Source organism: Lentzea sp. NPDC055074 (genome assembly GCF_053608005.1).
In genome coordinates this window covers 546512-568508 of the sequence record NZ_JBSGUQ010000003.1, presented here as the reverse complement: position 1 = coordinate 568508, position 21997 = coordinate 546512, and the positions used below count along the sequence as shown (strand labels likewise).

Below are 21997 nucleotides of genomic sequence, written 5' to 3'. Positions count from 1 at the left end.
CTCGTGATCGCCCGGTAAGGGGTCAGGTCACCAGGCCGCGGCGGTACGCGTAGACGACGGCCTGCACCCGGTCGCGGAGGTCCAGCTTCGTCAGGATGCGCGACACGTACGTCTTCACCGTCTCCTGGCTGATCACCAGGGCCGCGGCGATCTCGCTGTTGGACAGGCCTTCCGCGATGAGGCGCAACACCTCCAGCTCGCGCGGCGCCAGCTGGGGCTCCGCGACCTCGCCCGCGGGCCGGATGCGCGCCGCGAACCGGCCGACGAGCTGCCGCGTCACCTCGGGCGCGAGCAACGCGGCGCCGCTCGCCACGGTCCGGATGCCGTGCAGCAGCTGGGCCGGGGGCGCGTCCTTGAGCAGGAACCCGCTCGCACCGGCCCGCAGCGCCTCGTACACGTACTCGTCCAGGTTGAACGTCGTCACCACGAGCACCTTGACGGGATCGGGGACCCCGGCGCCCGCCAGCAGCCGGGTCGCCCCGATGCCGTCGAGCACCGGCATCCGCACGTCCATCACGACGACGTCCGGGTTCAGCCTCCTGGCCAGTTCGACCGCCGCGCGCCCGTCCCCGCACTCCCCCACGACCTCGAGGTCCGGCTGGGCGTCGATGATCGTGGCGAAGCCGGTGCGGATGAGCGCCTGGTCGTCGCACACCAGCACGCGAACCGGTGCGGTCACGCCGGGTTCCCCGCGGGGATGCGCGCCCGGACCACGAACCCGCCGTCGTGCCGGCCCGCCGAGAACTCGCCGCCCAGCACGTCGACGCGCTCGCGCAGCCCGGCGAGGCCGCGACCGCTGCCTCCGACCGTCGTGGACGACCTCGCGCCCTCGGTGCCGACCTCCACGGTGATTTCCCTTTCGCCGTAACGCACCCGCACGTTCGTCGGGTTGCCGCGCGCGTACTTCAGCGCGTTCGTCAACGCCTCCTGCACCACCCGGTACGCGACGGCCTCGGCGCTGCCCGCGTCCCGCGCCGCCTCGCCCTCCTCCGCGAACTCCACGGGCTGCCCGGCGAGACGGGTCTGCTCGACCAGCGTGCGCAGGTCGCCGGGAGACTCCGTGCTGTGGTCGGGGTTCAGCAGGTCGAGCAGGTGCCGCAGGTCGGTCAGCGACCGACGGCCGGTGTCCGTGATCGCCTGCAACGTCTGGTCCAGCCGTTCCGGGGCCGCCGTCAGGTACCGCGCGGCCTCGGCCTGCACCACCATCGCCGTCACGTGGTGGGTCACCACGTCGTGCAGCTCGCGGGCGATCAACGTCCGTTCCGCGACACGGGTGGAGACGGCGATGTGCTGCCGGCGTTCGGCCTCGGCGCTGCGGGAGAGCCGCAACCACGCGCCGACCGCCCACGCGGCGGCCAGCGCCAGGTAGAACGTGACGAACCCGGCGACGCCCTCGGTCGCCCCGTTCAGGTCCAGCGCGACGGCCAGCCCGGTGTACCCGGCGGAGAGCGCGATCACGGTGCCGCGCCGGTGGTGCGAGAGGTGCAGACCGGCGCTGATCAACGCGATCGGCAGGGCCGTGCCGGCGACGGTGTGGTAGCCGCGCAGCTGGTCCACGGCGAACGCGACCGACACGAGCGCAAGGCAGACGAGGGGCCACTTCCGGCGCACGACCAGCGGCAGGCACTCGAGTGCGATGACGGCGATCGCGAGCAGGTCGAACGGCCGGTTCGGCAACCCGCCGAGCTGGGTTCCCTTGTCGTGCAACGCGGGCACCAGCGAGCCCAGCGCGAGGAGCAGCGCGAGCGGCGCGTCCTGGACGCGAACGTCCCAGCCGCGCCACCGCTGAAGGCTGATCACGCGCCGAGCGTAGCGGCCGGGGCGGTGCGGCCACGGCGGGGCACGATGGTGCCCCGCCGCCGCGCCAGCCACAGGAACGCCACGGTGACCACGACGCCCGCCACCACCGAGTAGGCGCTCGCCTCGGGCCCGAAGTCGCCCCCGGTGAGGATCGCCGGACCGGACGTCACGCCGTCCAGCAGGCCCTGCGGCGCGTCCTGGCCGGAGACGCTGGTGCTGAAGATGCCGCCCTGGGCGAAGTTCCACGCGAAGTGCACGCCGATCGGCACCCACAGGGTGCGCGTGGCCACGAACGCGGCGCCGAGCATCAGGCCCGCCTCGATCGCGATGGCGAGCGAGCTCCACACCGTGGCTCCGGGGTTGGGGAAGTGCGCGAAGCCGAACACCAGTCCGCTCAGGACCAGGGCGAGCCACGTGCCGATCTTCTCCTCGATGATCCGGAACAGCACGCCCCGGTACAACAGCTCCTCGGTGACGGCGACCGCCACCATGAACCCGAGGATCGCGAGCGTGCCGGTCAGCGACCCCCACCCGCGCACCTCGTACCCGCCGAGGAACGCGATGTTCGCGATCACCGCCCCGAACATCGCGAGTCCGATGAGGACACCCCGCCCGAGCGCGCCGGGAGCGGTCCTCAGCGAGACCTCGGTGGGGTCGCGGTGCTCGGTCCTGCGCACGACCCAGGCGTACGCGGCCAGTGCCAGCGCCGCCGCCAGGAACCCGGCGACCAGGGTGAGAGGCCAGTTCCACCCCAGCGCCCGCACACCGTTGCCACCGGCCCACGACACGACCGCCACGACGGCCAACTGCTTCAGGAATCGCATGACCGGAACGCTATGGATCTCGTGCGTCGCCGACGTTCCCCCGAGGTGGACATTCCCGTGTAGCTCGCTAGGGGGACACGGACGCCTTCAGCGCAGCGGACAACCACGCGAACGGCATGAACTCCGCGGCCTGCTGCGCCGTCCCGTCGATGATCGCCACGAGCGACTGGTACCGGGTGTACGGGTCGGTCGGCGCGACGGCCTCCTCGATCGCCTCCAGGTGCAGCCGTTCGATGTCGAGCACGTCGGCCGCCAGCTTCTCGCGGAACCCGGGACTGTCCGGGGTCTCGGCGATCTCCCCGAGGTACGCCGTGTAGTCCCCTGCGATCTCACGCCCCAGCGGCGAGTCCGCGGGAACGCCGGCCCGTTGTGCCTCCTGTGCGCGCACCATGATCGCGCCGCCCCGTTCGAAGGCCTCGACCATCGCCGTCGAGGTCATCATCGCCGCGGTGGGGCTGGAGAAGGTCTCGTGCAACGCCGCGCGCACCTCGCGGCGGAAGCCCGTGTCCTGCAGGAGGTCGGCCAGCTCGATCCACGCCTCCAGCTGCTCCGTGGAGGGTTCGTCCGGGAGCACCAGCGGACCGTTGCGCATGAGGCCGAGGAAGTCCGGGCTGACCTGGAGGCCCTCGCTGATCTCGTCCCAGAAGTCGTCCATCAGGCGGTCGCGGTCCTCGTCGGACATCCCGGCGAGCTTGTGCAGGAGGACCACCTGCTCGGCCTCGGAGTTCTGCCGCGCGATCGTGCGCAGCACGGCCTGGCGCGACCGGATGCGGCGGACCTGGTCGTCCAGCCGGGCCAGGTGCGCCGTCGCGAGGTCGGTCAGCGTCAGGCCGCCGGAGAGCAGCCGACGGATGTCGTCGAGGCCCGCGTCGAGTTCGCGCAACGTGCTGACGAACTCGAGTCGTGCGATGGCGTGCACGTCGTAGAGCCGATGCCCGCCCGTGGTGACCTCGACGGGCGGCACGACGCCCTCGTCGGAGTAGAACCGGATCGCGCTGACGCTCAGCCCCGTCCGGCGCGCGACCTCACCGATCGCGTACAGCCTGGTGTCGTCCATACGCACACCATCGAACCTCAAGCCGCTTGAGATGCAAGCCACAAAACGGCTTACTTGAGCATTACCATCCCTTTACCTATGCTGTCCGGCGAGGGGAGTACTTCCCAAGCGTCTGCCCGGTCAGTACGGACATCCCCAAGGTGTCCCCGGGAGGCCACCCGTCCGCGGGTGAAGGAGACCTCGAACGATCGTTGTTCGAGGAGGTCCTGTGCCCGTGGCATCCGTGGCATCGCCCGCACTGTGGTTCATCAGCATCGCGGTGCTGCTCGGTCTGCTGGTCGTCGACTTCCTGGTCACGCGGCGCCCGCACGAGGTGTCGATCAAGGAAGCGGCCGGCTGGTCCGTCTTCTACCTGACGCTGCCGCTGGTGTTCGGACTCTGGCTGTGGTTCGAGTTCGGCAGCGGTCAGTCGCTGGAGTTCATCACCGGGTTCGTGGTCGAGAAGTCCCTCTCGGTGGACAACCTGTTCGTCTTCATGCTGCTGCTCGCGGCATTCAGCGTGCCGTCGGAGATCCAGCAACGCGTGCTGCTCTACGGCATCGTCGGCGCACTGGTGCTGCGCGGCATCTTCATCGCGGCCGGTGCCGCGATGCTGTCCGCCGGCACGTGGGCGTTCCTGGTGTTCGGTCTCGTCCTGTTCGCCTCGGCGCTGAAGATCCTGCACTCCGCCCTCTCGGGTCAGCCCGAGACCAAGGACACCTCGAAGATGCGCTCGGTGAGGCTGCTGCGCAGGCTCATGCCGGTCACCGACGACTACCGCGGCACGAAGATGCTCGTGCGCGAGAACGGGCGCAGGGCCCTCACGCCGCTCGCGATCGTGGTCGTGGCGATCTTCGCGACCGACGTCGTGTTCGCGATCGACTCCGTGCCCGCCGTGTACGGCATCACCGAGGACCCGTACCTCGTGTTCACCACCAACGCGTTCGCGCTGCTCGGCCTGCGCGCGCTGTACTTCGTGCTGCAGTCGGTGCTGGCCAAGCTCGTGCATCTCAACCACGGTCTCGCGATCATCCTCGGGTTCATCGGCCTGAAGCTGGTGCTGCACTGGGCGCACGGCGTGTGGCCGTCCGTGCCGACGATCCCGACCCCGGTCTCGCTGGGCGTCATCGTGGCGACCCTGGGCGTCGTGACGCTGACCAGCCTCCGTGCCAACCGCAGGGAACCAGCCAGTTTGGACTGATCACCATGGCCACCGCGCGCCTGATCGACTTCCTCGTGGACGTCAGCGTCACCCTCCTGGTGCTGACCGCACTGGTGATCGCGTGCGCGGTGCTGCTCTCCAGACCGTAGGTTCGACGCATGCGGGAACAGCCTCTGGCCATCGAGGTGCGGGGAGCGCGGGTGCACAACCTGCGCGACGTCGACGTGACGGTGCCGTTGCGGCAGCTCGTCGCCATCGCGGGCGTGTCCGGTTCGGGCAAGTCGTCGTTCGCGATGGGCGTGCTGTACGCGGAGGGCTCGCGGCGGTACGTCGAGGCGCTGTCGACGTACACCCGGCGCCGGATGTCCCAGGCTCCGCGTGCGGCCGTCGACAGCGTCCGGCACGTCCCGGCCGCCCTCGCCCTGCGGCAACGGCCGGGTGTGCCGGGCGTCCGCAGCACGTTCGGCACCTCGACCGAGCTGCTCAACGTCCTGCGGCTGCTGTTCTCGCGGCTGGCCTCGCACCGCTGCCCCAACGGCCACCAGCAGGAACCGACCATCGCCGTGGCGCAGGAGCTCGACCTGACCTGCCCGGTCTGCGGTGTCACGTTCACCCCGCCGGGCGCGGAGATGCTGGCGTTCAACTCCGACGGCGCGTGCCCGCACTGTTCCGGCACGGGCGTGGTGCGCGAGATCGACGACGACCGGCTGGTGCCTGATCCGTCGCTCACGATCGCCGAGGGCGCCGTCGCGCCGTGGGGGATGTTCGGGCTGTCGGTGATGCCCGAGGTCATCGGTGAGTTCGGCGTGCGCACCGACGTGCCGTACGCGGAGCTGACGGACTCCGAACGCGAGTTCGTGATGAACGGACCGGCGGAGAAGAGGCAGATCCGGGTGCCCTCCAAGGCAGGCCGGGTCTTCGATCTCAACTTCACCTACCGCAACGCCAGGCTGGCGGTGCGGGAGGCGTTGAAGAACGCCACCACCGAACGCGGCCTCGGCCGGGTGAACAAGTTCATCAGCACCCAGACCTGCCCGACGTGCCACGGGACCCGGCTCAGCCCCGCCGCGCTGGCGCCGCTGGTCCGCGGGATCACCCTCGCCGAGGCGACCGCCCAGACGCTGGACGACCTGGTCGCGTGGGTGCCGGAGATCGAGACGTCGCTGCCGTCCGACATGCGCGCGATGGCCCGGAGCATCACCGAGCAGCTGCTGGACACCGCGCGACGGCTGGTCGAGCTCGGGCTCGGGTACCTCAGCCTCGACCGGGCGTCCTCCACGCTGTCGACCGGCGAACGGCAGCGCGTCCAGCTCGCGCGGGCGGTGCGCAACGAGACCACCGGCGTGCTGTACGTGCTGGACGAGCCGTCGATCGGGCTGCACCCGTCCAACGTGGACGGACTGCTCGGCGTGGTGCGGGACCTGTTGCGGGACGGCAACTCCGTCGTGCTGGTGGACCACGACGTGCAGGTGTTGCGAGAAGCCGACTGGCTGATCGAGATCGGTCCCGGGTCCGGTGCGGAGGGCGGCCGGGTGCTGACCACGGGGACGGTCGCCGACCTGGCGGCCAGCTCCGAGTCCCTGCTGGGCGGCTTCCTCGCGGGCCGGGAACCCGTCGTGACCCGCGCGCGGATCAGTGAGGCCGAGATGTTCGCGCACGGCCGCATCCACCTCGCCACGCGACCGGTGCACACCGTCCACGCCCTGGACCTGGACCTGCCGCACGGGCGGCTCACCGCGGTCACCGGCGTGTCCGGCTCGGGCAAGACCACGCTGGTGCTGGAGAGCCTGGTGCCGGCGTTGCGGGCCAAGACCTCCGGCGAACGGCCGCCCGCGTGGGTCGCCGAGGTCGACGCCGGGGCGATCACGCGGGTCAACGTCGTCGACGCCACCCCGATCGGCGTCAACGTCCGCTCGACCGTCGCCACCTACAGCGGGGTCATGGACGACCTGCGCCGCGCGTACGCGGCCCGGGCCGACGGTCTCGCCGCCGGCGACTTCTCCTACAACACCGGCTCGTTGCGCTGTCCGCGGTGCGAGGGGACCGGCGAGATCTCGCTCGACGTGCAGTTCCTGCCGGACGTCGACATCGCCTGCCCGGACTGCGGCGGCACCCGCTACTCCCCCGCCGCGAGCGAGCACCGTCGCAACGGGACCGCGCTGCCGGAGCTCCTGGCGCTCACGACGTGCCAGGCGCTCGATCACGTGCAGGACATGCGCAAGGTCCGCACCCGTCTGCAGTCACTGGTCGACCTCGGCCTCGGCTACCTCACCCTCGGCGAGGCGACGACGGCGTTGTCCGGCGGTGAGGCCCAGCGGCTCAAGCTCGCCTCCGAGCTCGACCGCGACCAGGCCGACGCGGTGTTCGTGCTCGACGAGCCCAGCGTCGGCCTGCACCCGCTCGACGTCCGCACGCTGCTGTCGGTGATCGGGCGCCTGACCGACCGCGGCGCCACGGTCGTCCTGATCGAGCACGACCTCGACCTGATCGCCAACGCGGACCACGTCGTCGACCTCGGACCGGGCGGCGGCGCGGCGGGCGGCAGGATCGTCGCCTCCGGGACCCCGGAGCGCATCGCCGCGTCGCCGGAGAGCGTCACCGGGCGGTACCTCGCTCGACACCTCTGACGGACAGGTGTCCGTTATCGTGGGCCCATGCCTGCTCGCTCTGACACCGGCCCCGACTTCATCGAGGCGCTCGCCCGCGGCCTGGACGTGATCCGCTCGTTCCGGCCGCTGCGCCCGGTGATGACGCTGAGCGAGGTCGCCGCGGCCACCGAGCTCGCGCGGCCGACCGCGCGCCGGATCCTGCTGACGCTGGTCGAGCTGGGGTACGTGCGGCAGAGCGAGGCCGGCTTCGCGCTCACACCGCGGGTGCTCGACCTCGGCGTCGCGTACGTGCGGTCGATGGGCCTGTGGGACGTCGCCCGCCCGCACATGGAACGGCTCTGCGCGCGCACGAACGAGTCGGTGTCGATCGCGCAGCTCGACGGGTCGGACATCGTCTACGTCGCCCGTGTCGCCGTGCCGAAGATCGTCACGCTGTCCGTGCAGATCGGCACCCGGTTCCCGGCTCTTTCCACGTCACTGGGAAAGGTGCAGCTCGCCGCGATGCCGCCGGACGAGCTGGAGGCCGTGCTCGCGCAGCCGACCCGGTCCGGGCTCACGTCGCGGTGGCAGCCGGACGCGGCCGAGCGCGACGCCGTGCTGCGGGACGTGCGGGCGCGCGGGTGGGCGATGACCGACGAACAGCTCGCGCTGGGCATCCGGTCGGTCGCGGCGCCGCTGCGGGACGGGACCGGTGCGGTCGTCGCCGGGATCAACGTCAACTGCCACGCGTCCGAGACGTCGGTCGAGCACATGCTCGACCACCACCTGCCCCTGCTGTTGCAGGTCGCGGGCGAGATCAGCGCGGACTTCGCCCGGCTCGGCACGGTGCCGCACGAGGTCGTCGCGTCCTGAGGGGTTGACCGGCGGGCGCCGAAGGTTGAGGATTCAACGGACACCTGTCCGCTAGACGGTCTAGGAGTTCCCCGATGAGTTCCATCGTCCTCAGAAACGGCACCGTCCTCACCATGGACGGCCGTCAGCCCCTGGTCGACCACGACGTGTTGCTGGCCGGCGACCGGATCGCCGCGATCGGACCGCGGCTGGAGGTGCCGGAAGGGACCGTGGAGATCGACGCCACGAACGGCATCGTCATGCCGGGCATGATCGACACGCACCGGCACATGTGGCAGACCGCGATGCGCGGCTACGGCGCCGACTGGACGCTCACGCAGTACTTCGTCTGGTACTACCTCGAGTGGGGCAAGGTCTTCCGGCCCGAGGACATCCACGCGGGCAACCTGCTCGGGGCGGCCGAAGCGCTCGACGCGGGTGTCACCACGACCGTCGACTGGTCGCACGGCCTGCAGACCACCGACCACGCGGACGCCGCGGTCGACGCTCTGCGGGCGGTGCCGGGCCGGTTCGTGCTGGCGTACGGGAACATCCAGGACAGCCCCGCCTCGTGGACGGCCAGGCCCGAGTTCCGCGACTTCGTCTCCCGCCGCATCACCGGCGACGACATGCTGGGCTTCCAGCTCGCGTTCGACGTGACGGGCGACCCGTCGTTCCCCGAGAAGCCCGCCTTCGAGGTCGCGCGGGAGCTCGGCGTCCCGGTCACGACGCACGCGGGCGTGTGGGGCGCGACGAACGACGACGGCATCAGGCTCATGTACGAAAACGGGTTCATGACGCCGCAGTCGATCTACGTGCACGCGGCGACGTTGTCCGCCGACTCCTACCACCGCATCGCGGCCACCGGCGGGTCGATCTCCGTGTCGACCGAGAGCGAGCAGAGCGCGGGCCAGGGTTACCCGCCCACCTGGGCGATCCGCGAGCACGGCATCCCGGTGTCGCTGTCGATGGACACGTCGGTGTGGTGGAGCGGCGACCTGTTCTCCGCGATGCGCACGACGCTGGGTGCCGACCGGGCTCGTGAGCACATGTCCGCGCACGGCAACAACGACACCGTCACGCACTCGTCGTTGCGGGCCGAGCAGGTCGTGGAGTGGGCGACGATGGGCGGCGCGCGGGCGCTGGGACGCGCCGCGGACCTCGGCAGCCTCGAAGTGGGCAAGAAGGCCGACGTCGTACTGTTGCGCAACGAGGACTCCCCCGCGATGTTCCCGATCCTCAACCCTTACGGGCACGTCGCCTTCCAGGCGCAACGGTCCGATGTGGACACCGTGGTCGTGAACGGCCGGATCGTGAAGCGCGACCACAAGCTCGTCGGCGTCGACCTCGGCTCGATCCGCTCCCAGGTCCTGGACACCGTCGACCACCTGCGCTCCCAGCTGGGCGAGGAGGCGTGGCACAAGGGCATGAACCCCGACATCCCGGAGTCCAAGGTGCTCGACAACCCCTACACCTACACCGAGTACCGCGGCGACACCCGGACGTCCGTCTGATGGGTCCGCTGGAAGGCTTGCTGGTAGCCGACTTCTCCCGCGTGCTGGCGGGCCCGTACGCGACCATGCTGCTCGCGGACATGGGCGCCTCCGTCGTCAAGGTCGAGGGGCCGGCCGGGGACGAGACGCGCACGTGGACACCGCCCGTGCGCGAGGACGTCTCGACCTACTACCTCGGGATCAACCGGGGCAAGCGGTCGATCGCGCTGGACCTGCGCGACGAGCAGGACGCCGCACTGGGACGGGAGCTCGCCCGCCGCGCCGACGTGGTGATCGAGAACTTCAAGCCCGGCGGCCTGGCCAAGTACGGGCTCGACCACGCCTCGGTCAGCGCGGACAACCCGCGGGTGGTCTACGCGTCGATCACGGGTTTCGGCTCCGGAGGGGGAAAGCACGTCCCGGGCTACGACCTGATGGTGCAGGCGATCTCCGGGCTGATGAGCCTCACCGGTGACCCGGACGGGCCGCCGTACCGCGCGGGCATCTCGGTGTTCGACGTGATGGCGGGCAACCACGCCGTGATCGGCATCCTCGCCGCGCTGCGCCACCGCGACGCCACAGGACAGGGCCAGCTCGTGGAGGTGAACCTGCTGTCGTCGGCGCTGACCGGGCTGGTGAACCACAGCTCGGCGTACGTCGCGGGCGATGTCGTGCCGTTCCGGATGGGCAACGCGCACCCCAGCGTGTTCCCGTACGAGCCGCTGCCGACCGCCGACAACGACCTGATCGTCGCGGCGGCCAACGACGGCCAGTTCCGGCGGCTGTGCGAGGTGCTGGAACTGGCCGAGGTGCCGGACGACCCGCGGTTCGCCCGCAACGCCGACCGCACCCGCAACCGCGAGGAGCTGCGGCCGGTGCTGGTGGAACGGCTGCGCACCAGGGGTGCCGACGAGTGGTTCGACCTGCTCGTCGCGGCCGGGGTGCCGTGCGGGCCGATCAACACGATCGACGGCGGTTTCGCGATGGCCGAACGGTTCGGGCTCGACCCGGTCGTGGTGGTCGGCGACGTGCCGACGACGCGGCACCCGATCCGCTTCTCGGAGACCCCGGCGGTCTACCGGCTGCCGCCGCCGGCGCTCGACGAGCACGGGGAGGAGCTGCGGACGTGGTTGGAGGAGAATCGTGACGACCTATGAAACGGCGCTCGGCGCGTCGACACCCGACACGATCACGTTGCTGGGCAAGGATCTCGCCCGCGACGTGATGGGCACCGTCGGGTTCGGTGAGCTGGCGTTCTGGCTCGCGACCCAGCGGCGGCCGAGTCCCGGCGAGACGCGGCTGTTCGAGGCGGTGCTGGCCGCCCTGGCCGACCACGGGTTCACGCCGACCGCGATCGTCAGCCGGCTGACGTTCCTGTCCGCGCCGGACTCCGTGCAGGGCGCACTGGCCGCCGGGCTGCTGGGGGGAGGCTCGCGGTTCCTCGGGGTCACCGAGGACGCCGGCCGTTTCCTCAACGCGGTCGTGCGTGCGAACCCGGACCCAGACTGGGACGCGCTCGCGCTGGACACCGTGCGAGCGCAAGGCAAAGCGCGCATCCCCGGGCTCGGCCACCACGTGCACAAGAACGGCGATCCCCGCACCCCGCGCCTGTTCGAGATCGCCGAGGAGGAAGGCCTGGTCGGGCCGCACCTCTCGCTGTTCGCCGCGATCGGCCGGATGCACCCGCAGGTGCTCGGCAAGACGTTGCCGCTCAACGGGGCGGGCACGTGCGGCGCGGTCCTCGCCGACCTCGGCCTGCCACTGGAGCTGTTGCGGGGCTTCGCGTTGCTGGCCCGCACCGCCGGGCTGATCGGGCAGCTCGCCGAAGAGCTGCGCAACCCCGTGGCCAACGAGATCTTCCTTTCTGTAGACAAGAACACCAGGTCCGTAGCACCTGTCGAGGAGTGAGCAATGCAGCTCGTCACCGAGGACAACATCACCGCGCTCGCGGAGCAGCGCTGGGCCACCGCGAAGGACCCGCGGACCGCGCTGCTGATGACCGCGCTGGTCCGGCACCTGCACGAGTTCGCACGCGAGGTGCGGCTCACGGAGGCCGAGTGGATGGCGGCGATCGGGTGGCTCACCGCGACCGGCCAGATCAGCGACGCCAAGCGCGAGGAGTTCATCCTGGCGTCGGACGTGCTCGGGCTGAGCATGCTGGTCGTGCAGATGAACCACCGGTTCGAGGAGGGCGCGACACCGGCGACCGTGCTCGGGCCGTTCCACATCGACGGCTCCCCCGAGCTCGGGTTCGGCGGTGACATGTCCGACGACGTCGAAGGAACCCCGCTCTACCTCACCGGAACAGTGCGCTCGCTGGACGGCTCGCCCGTGCCCGGCGCGGTGCTGGACGTCTGGCAGGCCGACGCCGAAGGCGCGTACGAGGCCCAGCTCGAGGTGGACGAGGCGCGGTTGCGGGCGAAGTACCACGCCGAGCCGGACGGCTCCTACTGCGTCCGCACGATCACGCCGAAGGGCTACTCGATCCCGATGGACGGGCCGGTCGGCGCGTTGATCGGGCAGACCGGGATCAGCCACTACCGGCCGGCGCACGTGCACTTCCTGCTCACCGCGGAGGGTTTCGAACCGCTGATCACGCACCTGTTCGAGGAGGGCGCCGAGTACCTCGACAGCGACGTCGTGTTCGGCACCAAGCAGGAGCTGGTCGTCAGCTTCGAGCAGCACGCGCCCGGTCCGACGCCGGACGGCGGGAACTCCGCCGCGCCTTGGGTTCTGGCCGTGTACGACTTCGTCCTGCAGCCGTGCGCGCCGCAGTAGTCGTTCGTCCCGGTCAGCCTCCGTCGCTCGTTGACCGGGACGAGCCTTCCGGCGAGGTCGTCGTCGACGTCCTCGCCGCGCCCGTCACGCCGCTGGACCGCTTGTGCGCCGGTGGTACGTCGTACTTCGGCGTGCCCGCCACTCCCTATGTGCCTGGTGTGCAGGGGATCGGGACAGTCGACGGGCGCATGGTGTGGTTCCCGACCTCCGCCGGGATGGCCTCCGGTGACGGGAGCATGGCCGTGAAGGCGTTGGCACGTCCGGAGGACCTGGTGTTCCTGCCGGACGTCGACCCGGTCGTGATGGCCGCGCTCGGGTTGTCGGCCGTCGCCGCGCACAGGGCGTTGGAGTCGCTCGCGCCCGGCGAGACCGTCGTCGTGCTCGGCTGCGGGGCGGTCGGCCAGTCCGCGATCCAGCTCGCGCGTCTCGCCGGTGCCGGACGGGTGGTGGCCGCCGCGCGGTCGGCGGAGGGCCGTGACCGCGCGGTACGGGCGGGAGCGGACGTCGTGGTCGCACTGGAGGACGTGGCTCAAGCCGCCCAGGGCGCCGACCTGCTGGTCGACCCGTTGTTCGGGCCTCCCGCCGCCGCGGCCGCCCAGGCGTTGCGCCCGGGCGGCCGGTGGGTGAACCTCGGCGGGTCGGCGGGCGAGACCAGCCCGATCACGTCGTCCACGTTGCGCAGCAGGTCGTTGCGGCTCACCGGGTACACGAACAACGAGCTGACCCCGCAGCAACGCGCCGACGCCATCTCCGTGATCGCCCGGCACGCGGCGGCGGGTGCGCTCACCGTCGACCACGAGGTGGTGCCGCTCGCGGACGTCGCGGAGGCCTGGCACCGCACCACTCACGGCCGGGTCGTGCTGTCCATGTAGTCCCGGACCTTCCGCAGTGTCACCGGGTCGTCCATGCCACCGCCGTGCCCGACGCGGTCGGTGACGACGTGGATCGCCTTGCGCCCCAACTGCTTCTGCACCGCGTCCGCCCAGGCCTTCGGCGTCGCCGGGTCGAGCGTGTTGCTCAGCAGCAGCGTCGGGTTCTTGCTGCGCGAGGACACGGGCTTCGGCCGTCCGGTCCTCGGGCCGCCCACGCAGATCGACGAGTAGTTGCTGGAGTTCGTGGAGAACCCGACGACCGGCGCGGCCTTCCTCGCCGACCTCAGGTCCTCGCGGGCCTCGTGCACGTTCGGCACGGCGAACGGCCAGTCCGAGCAGGTGTTCGGGTCGGCGTACTCGAACCGCTCCGGCGGCTCCTCCCCGCCCGGCTCGTCCGGGAAGGGGTTGCGGCCGTCGGCCAGGTCGCGCAGCCCCTTCGCCACCTCGGCGAAGTCGCGTGGCGCGAAGATCTCGAAGTAGCGCGTGATCATGGCTTCGGACCAGGGAAAGCCGAAGAACGTGCCGGGCAGCCTGCCCGCGTTCTGCTGCGCCTCGCGGAACACGTCGGCCGGGTTCCGGCCGTGCAGCGCGCTCTCCGGCGTCTCGGCGGACCACTGCGCGAACCTCGTGAAGATCGCCTCGACTCCCGCGGCGGCCGTGGTCATGAACTCCCTGCGACTCTGGTCCGGGTTCATCACGCCCTCGATGATCGAGCCGTCGACGTGCCGGCCGAACCTCTCCAGGTAGCGCTCGGCGAGCAACGTGCCGTAGGAGAGTCCGTACACACTGATCCTCTCGGCGCCCACGGACTTCCTCAGCGCGTCCGCGTCCCTCGCGGTGCTGTAGGCGTCGAGGTGGTCGTCGAGGCCCGGCACACCGGTCGTGCACGTGGACCAGAACGCCTTCTGGTTCTGCTTCAGCGTCTCGAACGCCGCCGCGTCCGTCGGCGGGACGTACGGGATCTTGAGGATCTTGTCGAAGTCGCAGGTCGTCGGGTGGCTCTCCCCGACGCCGCGCGGGTCCAGCGCGATCAGGTCGTAGCCGGGCAGAGCGCCTCGCAGGGTGCCGAAGGTGAAGTCGCCGGGCTGTCCGGGGCCTGACGGGAAGCCCAGGATCGTTCCCCTGCTGTGCTCGGCCTTCGACCTGTAGACGCGCAGACCTGTCGTGCCCTTGGCCGGTTCCGCCCAGTCGACCGGCACCGTGAGGGTGCCGCATTCGACTCCTTGCGCGACGGGTTTGTCGCACGCGCCCCAGCCGAGGTCCGGGGTTGCGTGGGCCTGGGGTGCGAGCGGGATCAGTCCCACGACGGCCACGAGTGCGGTTGTTCGAAGTAGTGCCACCTTTGCAGCGTGGATGTGCGGCACGTCAGCTCGCATCACGCTGTGGACTGGGCCGATGTCCTCCTGAGGTAGCACGGAGTGCGCGGCTGATCATGGCGTGCCACCATGGGCCGAGTGGATCGACGCAGGTTTCTGAAGGTCGCGGGGCTCGCCGGCGCCGGTGCCGCGCTCGCGGCCTGCACCACTCCCAGCACCCCGGTGGCGCCACCGTCCAGTTCGTCCGTTTCAAGTGGACCGCCCGACTGGACCGCTTTGCGCACCAAGCTGTCCGGACGGCTCGTGCTCGCGGGGGACGACGGCTTCGCCTACCAGGGCTTCAACCCCGTCTGGGACGGCCAGAAACCCGCCGCCGTCGCCAAGGTCACCTCGGCCGCGGACGTGCAGGCGTGCGTCGAGGCCGCACGGGGCCGCGTGGCCATCGCGGCCCGCAGCGGCGGCCACAGCTACGCCGGGTACTCGTCGCCCGCCGGCGGCCTGCAGGTCGACGTGCGCGGGCTGGCCGGCATCGAGGTCCTGCCGGGCGACCGGGTGCGCATCGGGTCCGGCGCCGCCCTGGGGGACGTGGCGAAAGCTCTGGTGGCCTCCGGCCGGTGCCTGCCGACCGGTACGTGCCCGACGGTCGGCGTCGCGGGCCTGACGCTGGGCGGCGGCATCGGCGTGCTCTCGCGCAAGTACGGGCTGACGTGCGACCACCTGGTGTCGGCGACGGTGGTGACGGCCTCCGGGCAGCTGGTCACCGCGTCCGCGCAGCAGGAGCCGGACCTGTTCTGGGCGTTGCGCGGCGGTGGCGGGGGCAACTTCGGGATCGTCACCGAGTTCGTGTTCTCCACCGTGCCGGCCCCGGACGTGACCGTGTTCTCGCTGTCGTACCCGAACGCGGCGGACGCGCTCGCCGCGTGGCAGGGCTGGATCGCGGAGGCGCCGAACGCACTGTGGTCCAACGCGGTCGTGCGCGGCGGCCCTCAGCCGAGCTGCAAGATCGGCGGCTGCTTCGTGGGCTCCGTCGGCGAGCTCGCGTCGCTGGTGAACCGGCTGCCCGCCCCGGCACAGCGGTTCATCCAGCCCCAGACCTACGCGGAGGCCACGCAGTACTTCGCGGGCGGTCCGATCACCCGCGAGTCGGCCGTCGCGTCGTCGCGCATCGTGCGGGAACCGATCGGCGACCCGGCGAAGGCCGTGCAACTGCTGGCGGGCCAGTCCGACGAGACGTACCTGATCTTCGACGGCCTGCGCGGCGCGGTGGCCGACGTGGCGCCGGACGCGACCGCGTTCCCGCACCGCACGGCTCTCGCGAACGTGCAGATCTACCTCAAGACACCGCCCGAGGCCGCCGCGGAGGCCCGCGTCGCACTGGCGGGCATCCGTGACGGCCTCGGCGCGCTGGTGGGCGACGGCGGGTACGTGAACTACATCGACCCGCAGATGCCGCAGTGGGCCCAGGCGTACTACGGCGGCAACCTCGCCCGTCTGAAGGACGTCGCCGCCCAGTACGACCCGGACCACGTGTTCGCCTTCGCGCAGGCGATCTCCCGGTGACGCCGGACAGGTGAGCTGACCGGTCCGGCGTGACCCGTCCACTGGTCGGACGGTGCCGCGCGGAAGTTCCCGATCTCACCCCTTCGAGGGAACTGATCGGGTGCGCGCCCCGACTAGATGCTCGTGGAAACGACAGGTCTGCCGGTCCAGCTGGCGGGGGTGAGCTGTGCGCACGGCGGCAGAACCGTCGTGCGCGACGTGTCCCTCGACGTGGCCCCCGGCCAGTGCGTGGCGCTGACCGGCACGAACGGCTCCGGCAAGACGACCCTGCTGCGCACCGTCCTGGGCCTGCACCGCGCCGCGTCCGGGGTCGTCGCGGTCGGCTCGCGGCAGGCCCGCACAGCCGCTGACTGGGCGCGGCGCCGGCGGGAGGTCGCGTGGATCCCGCAACGGCAGGCCGCCGGGCGGTTCCCGCTGCTGGTGGACGAGCTGCTGGCGAGCAGCGGCGCGGTGGCCCGCGCCCGTGAGGCCGCCTTCGAGCTCGGGGTGGGTGAGCTGGGACGGCGGCCGGTGCACACGTTGTCCGGCGGGCAGTTGCAGCGGGCCTACCTGGCTCGGGCGATCGGGTGCATCGAGGCCGGGGCCGGGGTGGTGCTGGCCGACGAACCCACCGCGGCGCTGGACTTCGAGGGGCAGGCGGCGGTCGCCGGGTTGCTGGCGAGGCTGCCCGCCACGGTGGTGGTCGTGACGCACGACCGGGCCGTGGTGGAGCGGTGCGGGCGGGTGCTGGAGATGGCGGCCGGGTCGTTGCGGGAGATCACGTGACCGGGCTCGTCTCACGCCGTTCGCGGGAGCTGGTGATCGAGCTCGCCCCTCGTCCCACCGCCTCACGGGACCTCGTAGTCGCGCACGCCCCTTTCCCCACCACCGCGCGGGACCTCGTGATCACGCACGCCCCACGCTCCACCACCTCACGGGACCTCGTGATCACGCACGCCCCTCGTCCCACCACCTCACGGGACCTCGTAGTCGCGCACGCCCCCTGTCCCGCCACCGCGCGGGAGCTCACGTGATCGAGCTGCTCGAGCTGGCCGCCGTCCAGCGCGCGGCCTTCGCCCTCCTGCTCGGCGCCGTGGCCCTGCCGATCGTCGGTGTCGTCATCATCGGCCTCGACATCATGCCGGTCCGCTTCGCCATGATGCACACGGCGTTGCTGGGCATCGCGGTCGGCCTGCTGACAGGCCTGGACCCGTTGCTGTGCGCGGTGGTCGCGTGTGGACTGTCCGGCGCCGGCCTCACCCCGCTCGCGCGCAGCCGGTCCGGCCTGTCCGGGGCGATGGGCCTGCTGATGAGCCTCGCGATCGCCGCCGCGCTGCTCGTGCTCTCGATCTCCGGCGTGAACGCGTCGGCGGCGTTCGAGCTGCTGTGGGGCTCGATCCTCGCCACCAGGACGGGGGACGTGGTCCTGCTCGGTGTGCTCGCGGTCGTCGTGCCCGGGTTGTTCGTGTGGCGGCGCAGGCAGCTCGCGCTCCTGTTGCACGACCGCGAGCTGGCCGCGTGCTCCGGTGTGCCGGTCGACCGGTTGACGCTCGTGTTGCTGGTGCTGGTGGCGGTCGCCATCGCCGGCGCCATCCGGTTGACCGGGGCGTTGCTGGTCGACGCGCTGACGTTGTTGCCGGCTCTGGCGGCGCGGCGGCTCGCTCAGTCGTTGACCGGCATGGCGTTGTGGGCCGTCGGGATCGGTGTCGTCGTCAACCTGGCCGGGTTCGCCCTGGCCCTGCTGCTGGACCAGCCGCCTGGTCCGGTCCTCGTGCTCCTGGCGGGCGCGGTCGCGCTCGCCGCCCACCTCCTTCCCGAACGGAGAACTCCCGCATGGCAGTCCGCCTCGTCGCACTGACCGCCGTCCTGGCGCTGGCCGGGTGCGGCACGACCGCACAGGCTCCGCCGCAGGACGGGCCGAAGGTCGTGGCGACGACCAGTTGGGAGGCCGGGTTCGCCAAGGCGGCCGGGGCCACCAACGTCACCGTCATCGTGCCCAGGTCCGTGCTGCACGCGCCGGACTACGACCCGAAGCCGTCCGACCTGAAGGCCGTGGCGGACGCGGACTACGTGCTGTACGCGCCGTTCGAGTCGTTCGCGCCGAAGATCACGGACGCGGCCGGGTCGAACGCGAAGAAGGTCGAGGTCGCGCTCGACAACTCGCGCGACAAGGTCAAGGCCGAGGTCACGCGGCTCGGGGAGTTGTTCGGGACGCAGGCCGCGGCGAAGAAGTGGATCGACGGGTTCGACGCGGAGTACGCGAAGCTCGCCGGTGAGGTGAAGGCGAAGTGGCCGGGCGGGCAGCGGCCGAAGGTCGTCGCGCAGATGTTCGTCGGGTACGCCGCCGACCTCGCGGGAGCGGAGCTGCTCGGCGTCTACGGGCCGGAGCCGGTGACCCCGTCCCAGCTCGTGGACCTCCAGAACAAGGCGCCGCAGTTCGTCTTCGAGAACTCGCACATGAGCACCGGCACCGTTCTGCCCGACGCGAACGCCGAGCAGGTCGACCTCGTCAACTATCCCGACGACGACAACGACCTGCTCGGCGTCTACCGCGCCAACGCCAAGACGATCAGCGACGCTCTCGCCTAGCGATCTCGCGCAGGGCGTCCCGGTCGACCTTGCCCGCCGGGGTCAGGGGGAACTCGGGCAACACCAGCAGGCGCTCCGGGTGCTTGTACCGCGCGAGCTCCCCCAGGAACTCCCCCAGCTCCGCGACGGTCACCGGCGCGCTCACCACGAGGCACGCGCACAGCCGCTCCCCCATCAGCTCGTCCGGCACGCCGACGCAGGCGACGTCGCGGACCGACGGGTGGGCGGCCAGCGCCTGTTCCACCTCCGCCGGGCTGATGTTCGCACCACCGCGGATCACGATGTCCTTGCGGCGCCCCACGACCGAGAGGTAGCCCTCCGCGTCGAACACCCCGAGATCACCGGTGCGGACCCAGCCGTCGGGCGTGCGGTAGCGGGCGTTGAGGTCGTCGTCGACGTAGCGCAACGGGCTCATGGGTCCCCGCGCGACGATCTCCCCGACCGCACCAGCGGGGACGGGACGCAGTGCGTCGTCCACGACCAGGATCTCGGCCACGGCGGGGTTGGGGCGTCCGGCGCCGCGGCCCGGCCGGTCGTCGAGGGCGGTGTGGCAGTTGACGCCGTCGGCGGAGCCGTAGACGTTGACGACGACGGCGCCGAACACCTCGCGGCACGCCGCGGCCGTCGCCTCGTCGAGCTGGGCGCCGCCGGGGGCGACCACGCGGATGGACGAGAAGTCTCCAGGCAGATCGAGCAGCATCTTGAACATCGTCGGCACGCCGAACAGGTGCGTCGGCCGCGCCCGTTCGATCAGTTCCACAGTGGACTGAGGACTGAACCTGCCCTGCAACACCAAGGTACCGCCGTGGCGGGCGAGCGTGACCGTGGTCCCGTTGCAGCCGAATGACGACGCCAGCGGCACGAGGAACAACGCCCGCAGCTCCTCGCCCGGCGGGATCAGCCTGCCCACGAACGCCCCGCGCCCGCCCAGCAAGGCGTTGTGCGAGTACAGCACCATCTTCGGCTCGGCCTCCGAGCCCGACGACACGAGGATCCGCGCCGGACCGTTGGGGTCCGGACGCACCGGCTCGAACACCCCGGCCGGGGCCAGCAGCTCCGCGGTGGTCCAGGCGTCCGGCAGATCGTCGGCGATCACACCCACCGCGCCGCTGCGGGCGACCAGCGACCGTGCCTCGTGCTCGCCGCGGCCGACCGGGAACGGCAGCACCACCCCGCCCACCGCGGCGACGGCGAGGTCGGCCGCCACCGCGTACCGGCCGTTGGGCAGCTGCACGGCGACGACGTCGCCTTGCCGGACACCGCGTTCGTCGAGGTTCGCGGCCATGCGCAACGCGAGTTCGTTGAGCTGCGCGTAGGTCAGCTCGCCCTCGTCGTCGATCACGGCTGCGCGCAAAGGATGTAAGAACACCCTCACCGCGAACAGGTCGTAGATGTCGCGGTCCGGGTAGTGGCCCCGCTCGGCCCACTCGTGACGCAGCGCGGCGGGGACGAGGTCGTGGACGGTGGTCGTCGTCATCTGAACCTCCAGGGTGTCAGGACTTCCGGGCATCCGGCGGAGTCGAACGCCACGGCTCGGAAGAACCGCGGGTCGGTGGTGATCGAGGCGAGGTCCTCGGTGACGGGAACGCCGTCGTGCGTCCAGCCGCCGTCGCCGAGCAGCGGGCGGCGGAATCCCGGAGCGGGACGGCCGTTCGCACGCAGCCGCAGCAGTTCGGCCGCCGCGAGCAGGGACGACTCCGCGCGGATCGCCTGGCCGGTGCGGTCGCGCTGGAGCAGCGCCGCGACGGTCGTGTAGGCGCCGAGGAGGCCGCCCAGCACGTCCAGCAGTGTCATGAGCGACGGCGCCGGGGGTTCGTCGGCCGGTCTGAGCAACGCGCCGAGACCGGTGCGGGCCTGTGCCATGAAGTCGGTGCCCAGCGGCGCGTCCGGGACTCGGCCCGCCCAGCCCGAGGTGTGGACGAACACCAGGGACGGGTTCACCGCGGCCAGGTCGTGGGCGCCCAGCCCCAGGCGTTCGGCGGTGCCGGGAGCCCAGTTGTGCAGGAAGACGTCGGCGGTGCGGACCAGGTCGCGGAGCCGGTCGCGATCCGCCGGGTCCTTGATGTCGATCTCGACGGCCGACTTGCCGCGGTTCAGGGCCAGCCAGCGGGCCGAGGTGTCGCCGCACACGGGTGGCATGCCGCGCAACGGGTCGCCGCCCGGCGGTTCGACGCGCACGACCGTGGCGCCGAGCAGTCCGAGGAGGTGCGCCGCCAGGGGCGCCTGGACGCGACGGCCCGCTTCCAGCACGACCAGTCCGGTCAGGGGCAGGTCACCCGGTGCCGAGACGGTCCTGGGCGATCCTGCCGAGTCCACAACGGACAGTTCAAAAGCCGGTCCCGGCACCGAGTTCGGCTCGTGGAGGTGGCAGATGCTCATCGCCGTCGCGTGGGCGTGCGCCGTCAGTTCGGCGAACGTCCGAGCCTCGGCCGCCGCGTGCAGCTCCGCCGGGAGCGGCGCGGTCGCGGTCGGATACCGGAACTGGAACGGCCTCCAGCCCGCTCCGATCACCTTCCCCGGCACACCGAGCCGCGTCCAGAACGCCTGCCACACCGCCGGATCGAGCGCCTCGACCTCGAACAGCACCCCGTCCTCGCTCCGGAACGGCGGCCCGCCCGGCTCGAGCGCCGTGGCCTCCGCCTCCGGCGCACCGGCGGCCGCGAGGTACTGCGAGACCGTCATCAGCGCGGACTGCGCGACGCTCGTCGTGACGCTCGACCGGCCGGCGAACAACGCCGCGAGCAGCCCCGTGCCGCCGACGACACCTGCCGCGGTGGCGCAGTAGTCGAGGCCGAGGCCCCGTGGTGAGCCCTGGCTGCGGCCGTGCACGTGCATCAGTCCGCACAAGGCCTGAGCGCTCGCCTCGTCGGTGACGCCGGTCAGCGGGCCCGCCCAGGTGACCGTCAGCGAGGCGGCGGCCTCGACGTGGGCGGGCTCACCGCCGTTGTCCGGGAACCGGGACACGCTCGCGCCCGACTGGTGCAGGAGCGCGCCGAGCACGTCGGACGCGGCCGAGTCGCCGCGGACGGTGATCTCGGTGGCGGACAACGGCGGATCGCTCGTCGTCCGGTCGAGGTGCAGGGTCACGCGGGCCTCCTCCTGGCGGTGGCGGTCGGTCGTCCACCAGTCGGGCGGGACACCGCCCGAG

At 71.6% G+C, this 21997-nt stretch carries 20 protein-coding genes; 13 read left to right on the top strand and 7 right to left on the bottom strand.

Annotated features, from left to right (window positions below; translation table 11 throughout):
* Nucleotides 1-22: 22 nt before the first annotated feature.
* From ACWF7A_RS09810 to ACWF7A_RS09795, 4 genes are all read right to left on the bottom strand, one after another.
* Complete coding sequence (locus ACWF7A_RS09810) at nt 23-679, bottom strand: response regulator (protein ID WP_452250042.1); 657 nt, start codon at nt 677-679, stop codon at nt 23-25.
* Nucleotides 676-1800, bottom strand: coding sequence for a sensor histidine kinase (locus ACWF7A_RS09805; RefSeq protein ID WP_452250041.1), 1125 nt, complete (start codon nt 1798-1800; stop codon nt 676-678). The genes ACWF7A_RS09810 and ACWF7A_RS09805 overlap by 4 nt, the downstream gene beginning before the upstream one ends.
* Complete coding sequence (locus ACWF7A_RS09800) at nt 1797-2624, bottom strand: CPBP family intramembrane glutamic endopeptidase (protein WP_452250040.1); 828 nt, start codon at nt 2622-2624, stop codon at nt 1797-1799. The genes ACWF7A_RS09805 and ACWF7A_RS09800 overlap by 4 nt, the downstream gene beginning before the upstream one ends.
* A 67-nt stretch (nt 2625-2691) precedes the next feature.
* Nucleotides 2692-3681: a helix-turn-helix domain-containing protein gene (locus ACWF7A_RS09795; protein ID WP_452250039.1), complete on the bottom strand. Its 990-nt coding sequence runs from the start codon at nt 3679-3681 to the stop codon at nt 2692-2694.
* 208 nt (nt 3682-3889) lie between these two features.
* Here ACWF7A_RS09795 and ACWF7A_RS09790 point away from each other — a divergent pair, with 208 nt between their 5' ends.
* The 8 genes from ACWF7A_RS09790 (at nt 3890) to ACWF7A_RS09755 (ending at nt 13405) form a co-directional block, all read left to right on the top strand.
* The gene (locus ACWF7A_RS09790; RefSeq protein ID WP_452250038.1) at nt 3890-4861 is read left to right on the top strand and encodes a TerC/Alx family metal homeostasis membrane protein; all 972 of its coding nucleotides are present in this window, start codon (nt 3890-3892) and stop codon (nt 4859-4861) included.
* 119 nt (nt 4862-4980) lie between these two features.
* Complete coding sequence (locus ACWF7A_RS09785; RefSeq protein ID WP_452250037.1) at nt 4981-7449, top strand: excinuclease ABC subunit UvrA; 2469 nt, start codon at nt 4981-4983, stop codon at nt 7447-7449.
* A 27-nt stretch (nt 7450-7476) separates the two neighbouring features.
* Nucleotides 7477-8283 (top strand): IclR family transcriptional regulator domain-containing protein, encoded by an 807-nt coding sequence (locus ACWF7A_RS09780; RefSeq protein ID WP_452250036.1) that lies wholly within the window; start codon nt 7477-7479, stop codon nt 8281-8283.
* A 74-nt stretch (nt 8284-8357) separates the two neighbouring features.
* On the top strand, nt 8358-9776 hold the full coding sequence (locus ACWF7A_RS09775; protein ID WP_452250035.1) for an amidohydrolase family protein: 1419 nt from the start codon (nt 8358-8360) through the stop codon (nt 9774-9776).
* Nucleotides 9776-10912 carry a CaiB/BaiF CoA transferase family protein gene (locus ACWF7A_RS09770; RefSeq protein ID WP_452250034.1) on the top strand — a complete coding sequence of 379 codons (1137 nt, stop codon included), beginning with the start codon at nt 9776-9778 and terminating at the stop codon, nt 10910-10912. Before ACWF7A_RS09775 ends, ACWF7A_RS09770 begins: the two co-directional genes overlap by 1 nt.
* Complete coding sequence (locus ACWF7A_RS09765) at nt 10899-11663, top strand: citryl-CoA lyase (protein WP_452250033.1); 765 nt, start codon at nt 10899-10901, stop codon at nt 11661-11663. The genes ACWF7A_RS09770 and ACWF7A_RS09765 overlap by 14 nt, the downstream gene beginning before the upstream one ends.
* Nucleotides 11664-11666: 3 nt before the next feature.
* Nucleotides 11667-12533, top strand: a complete 867-nt coding sequence (locus ACWF7A_RS09760) for a dioxygenase family protein (protein ID WP_452250032.1) — start codon at nt 11667-11669, stop codon at nt 12531-12533.
* On the top strand, nt 12518-13405 hold the full coding sequence (locus ACWF7A_RS09755) for a quinone oxidoreductase family protein (RefSeq protein WP_452250031.1): 888 nt from the start codon (nt 12518-12520) through the stop codon (nt 13403-13405). The genes ACWF7A_RS09760 and ACWF7A_RS09755 overlap by 16 nt, the downstream gene beginning before the upstream one ends.
* Here ACWF7A_RS09755 and ACWF7A_RS09750 read toward each other — a convergent pair.
* Entirely contained in the window at nt 13378-14745 is a 1368-nt protein-coding gene (locus ACWF7A_RS09750; protein ID WP_452250030.1) for an alpha/beta fold hydrolase, read from the bottom strand. The two genes, ACWF7A_RS09755 and ACWF7A_RS09750, sit on opposite strands and share 28 nt — an antisense overlap.
* Before the next feature lie 105 nt (nt 14746-14850).
* Between ACWF7A_RS09750 and ACWF7A_RS09745 the strand changes: the two genes are divergently transcribed.
* The 5 genes from ACWF7A_RS09745 (at nt 14851) to ACWF7A_RS09725 (ending at nt 18849) form a co-directional block, all read left to right on the top strand.
* Nucleotides 14851-16281 (top strand): FAD-binding oxidoreductase, encoded by a 1431-nt coding sequence (locus ACWF7A_RS09745; RefSeq protein WP_452250029.1) that lies wholly within the window; start codon nt 14851-14853, stop codon nt 16279-16281.
* 123 nt (nt 16282-16404) lie between these two features.
* On the top strand, nt 16405-17046 hold the full coding sequence (locus tag ACWF7A_RS09740; protein WP_452250028.1) for a metal ABC transporter ATP-binding protein: 642 nt from the start codon (nt 16405-16407) through the stop codon (nt 17044-17046).
* Nucleotides 17043-17294: a hypothetical protein gene (locus ACWF7A_RS09735; protein WP_452250027.1), complete on the top strand. Its 252-nt coding sequence runs from the start codon at nt 17043-17045 to the stop codon at nt 17292-17294. The genes ACWF7A_RS09740 and ACWF7A_RS09735 overlap by 4 nt, the downstream gene beginning before the upstream one ends.
* Nucleotides 17291-18118: a metal ABC transporter permease gene (locus ACWF7A_RS09730; protein ID WP_452250026.1), complete on the top strand. Its 828-nt coding sequence runs from the start codon at nt 17291-17293 to the stop codon at nt 18116-18118. Before ACWF7A_RS09735 ends, ACWF7A_RS09730 begins: the two co-directional genes overlap by 4 nt.
* Nucleotides 18094-18849: a metal ABC transporter solute-binding protein, Zn/Mn family gene (locus ACWF7A_RS09725; protein WP_452250025.1), complete on the top strand. Its 756-nt coding sequence runs from the start codon at nt 18094-18096 to the stop codon at nt 18847-18849. Before ACWF7A_RS09730 ends, ACWF7A_RS09725 begins: the two co-directional genes overlap by 25 nt.
* On the opposite strand, the gene ACWF7A_RS09720 is transcribed toward ACWF7A_RS09725, so the two are convergent.
* Together ACWF7A_RS09720 and ACWF7A_RS09715 are read right to left on the bottom strand one after the other, a co-directional pair.
* Nucleotides 18830-20326, bottom strand: a complete 1497-nt coding sequence (locus ACWF7A_RS09720) for a class I adenylate-forming enzyme family protein (RefSeq protein WP_452250024.1) — start codon at nt 20324-20326, stop codon at nt 18830-18832. The two genes, ACWF7A_RS09725 and ACWF7A_RS09720, sit on opposite strands and share 20 nt — an antisense overlap.
* A complete protein-coding gene (locus ACWF7A_RS09715; RefSeq protein WP_452250023.1) occupies nt 20323-21936 on the bottom strand; it encodes a CoA transferase in 1614 nt (537 codons plus the stop codon). Before ACWF7A_RS09715 ends, ACWF7A_RS09720 begins: the two co-directional genes overlap by 4 nt.
* Between the last annotated feature and the right edge of the window lie 61 nt (nt 21937-21997).

Excerpts from the sequence above, each read along its gene's own strand:
- ACWF7A_RS09760 (WP_452250032.1), top strand. The coding sequence starts at position 11,667 with ATGCAGCTCGTCACCGAGGACAACATCACCGCGCTCGCGGAGCAGCGC.
- ACWF7A_RS09795 (WP_452250039.1), bottom strand. The coding sequence starts at position 3,681 with ATGGACGACACCAGGCTGTACGCGATCGGTGAGGTCGCGCGCCGGACG.
- ACWF7A_RS09785 (WP_452250037.1), top strand. The coding sequence starts at position 4,981 with ATGCGGGAACAGCCTCTGGCCATCGAGGTGCGGGGAGCGCGGGTGCAC.
- ACWF7A_RS09725 (WP_452250025.1), top strand. The coding sequence starts at position 18,094 with ATGGCAGTCCGCCTCGTCGCACTGACCGCCGTCCTGGCGCTGGCCGGG.
- ACWF7A_RS09775 (WP_452250035.1), top strand. The coding sequence starts at position 8,358 with ATGAGTTCCATCGTCCTCAGAAACGGCACCGTCCTCACCATGGACGGC.
- ACWF7A_RS09720 (WP_452250024.1), bottom strand. The coding sequence starts at position 20,326 with ATGACGACGACCACCGTCCACGACCTCGTCCCCGCCGCGCTGCGTCAC.
- ACWF7A_RS09800 (WP_452250040.1), bottom strand. The coding sequence starts at position 2,624 with ATGCGATTCCTGAAGCAGTTGGCCGTCGTGGCGGTCGTGTCGTGGGCC.
- ACWF7A_RS09745 (WP_452250029.1), top strand. The coding sequence starts at position 14,851 with ATGGGCCGAGTGGATCGACGCAGGTTTCTGAAGGTCGCGGGGCTCGCC.
- ACWF7A_RS09780 (WP_452250036.1), top strand. The coding sequence starts at position 7,477 with ATGCCTGCTCGCTCTGACACCGGCCCCGACTTCATCGAGGCGCTCGCC.
- ACWF7A_RS09770 (WP_452250034.1), top strand. The coding sequence starts at position 9,776 with ATGGGTCCGCTGGAAGGCTTGCTGGTAGCCGACTTCTCCCGCGTGCTG.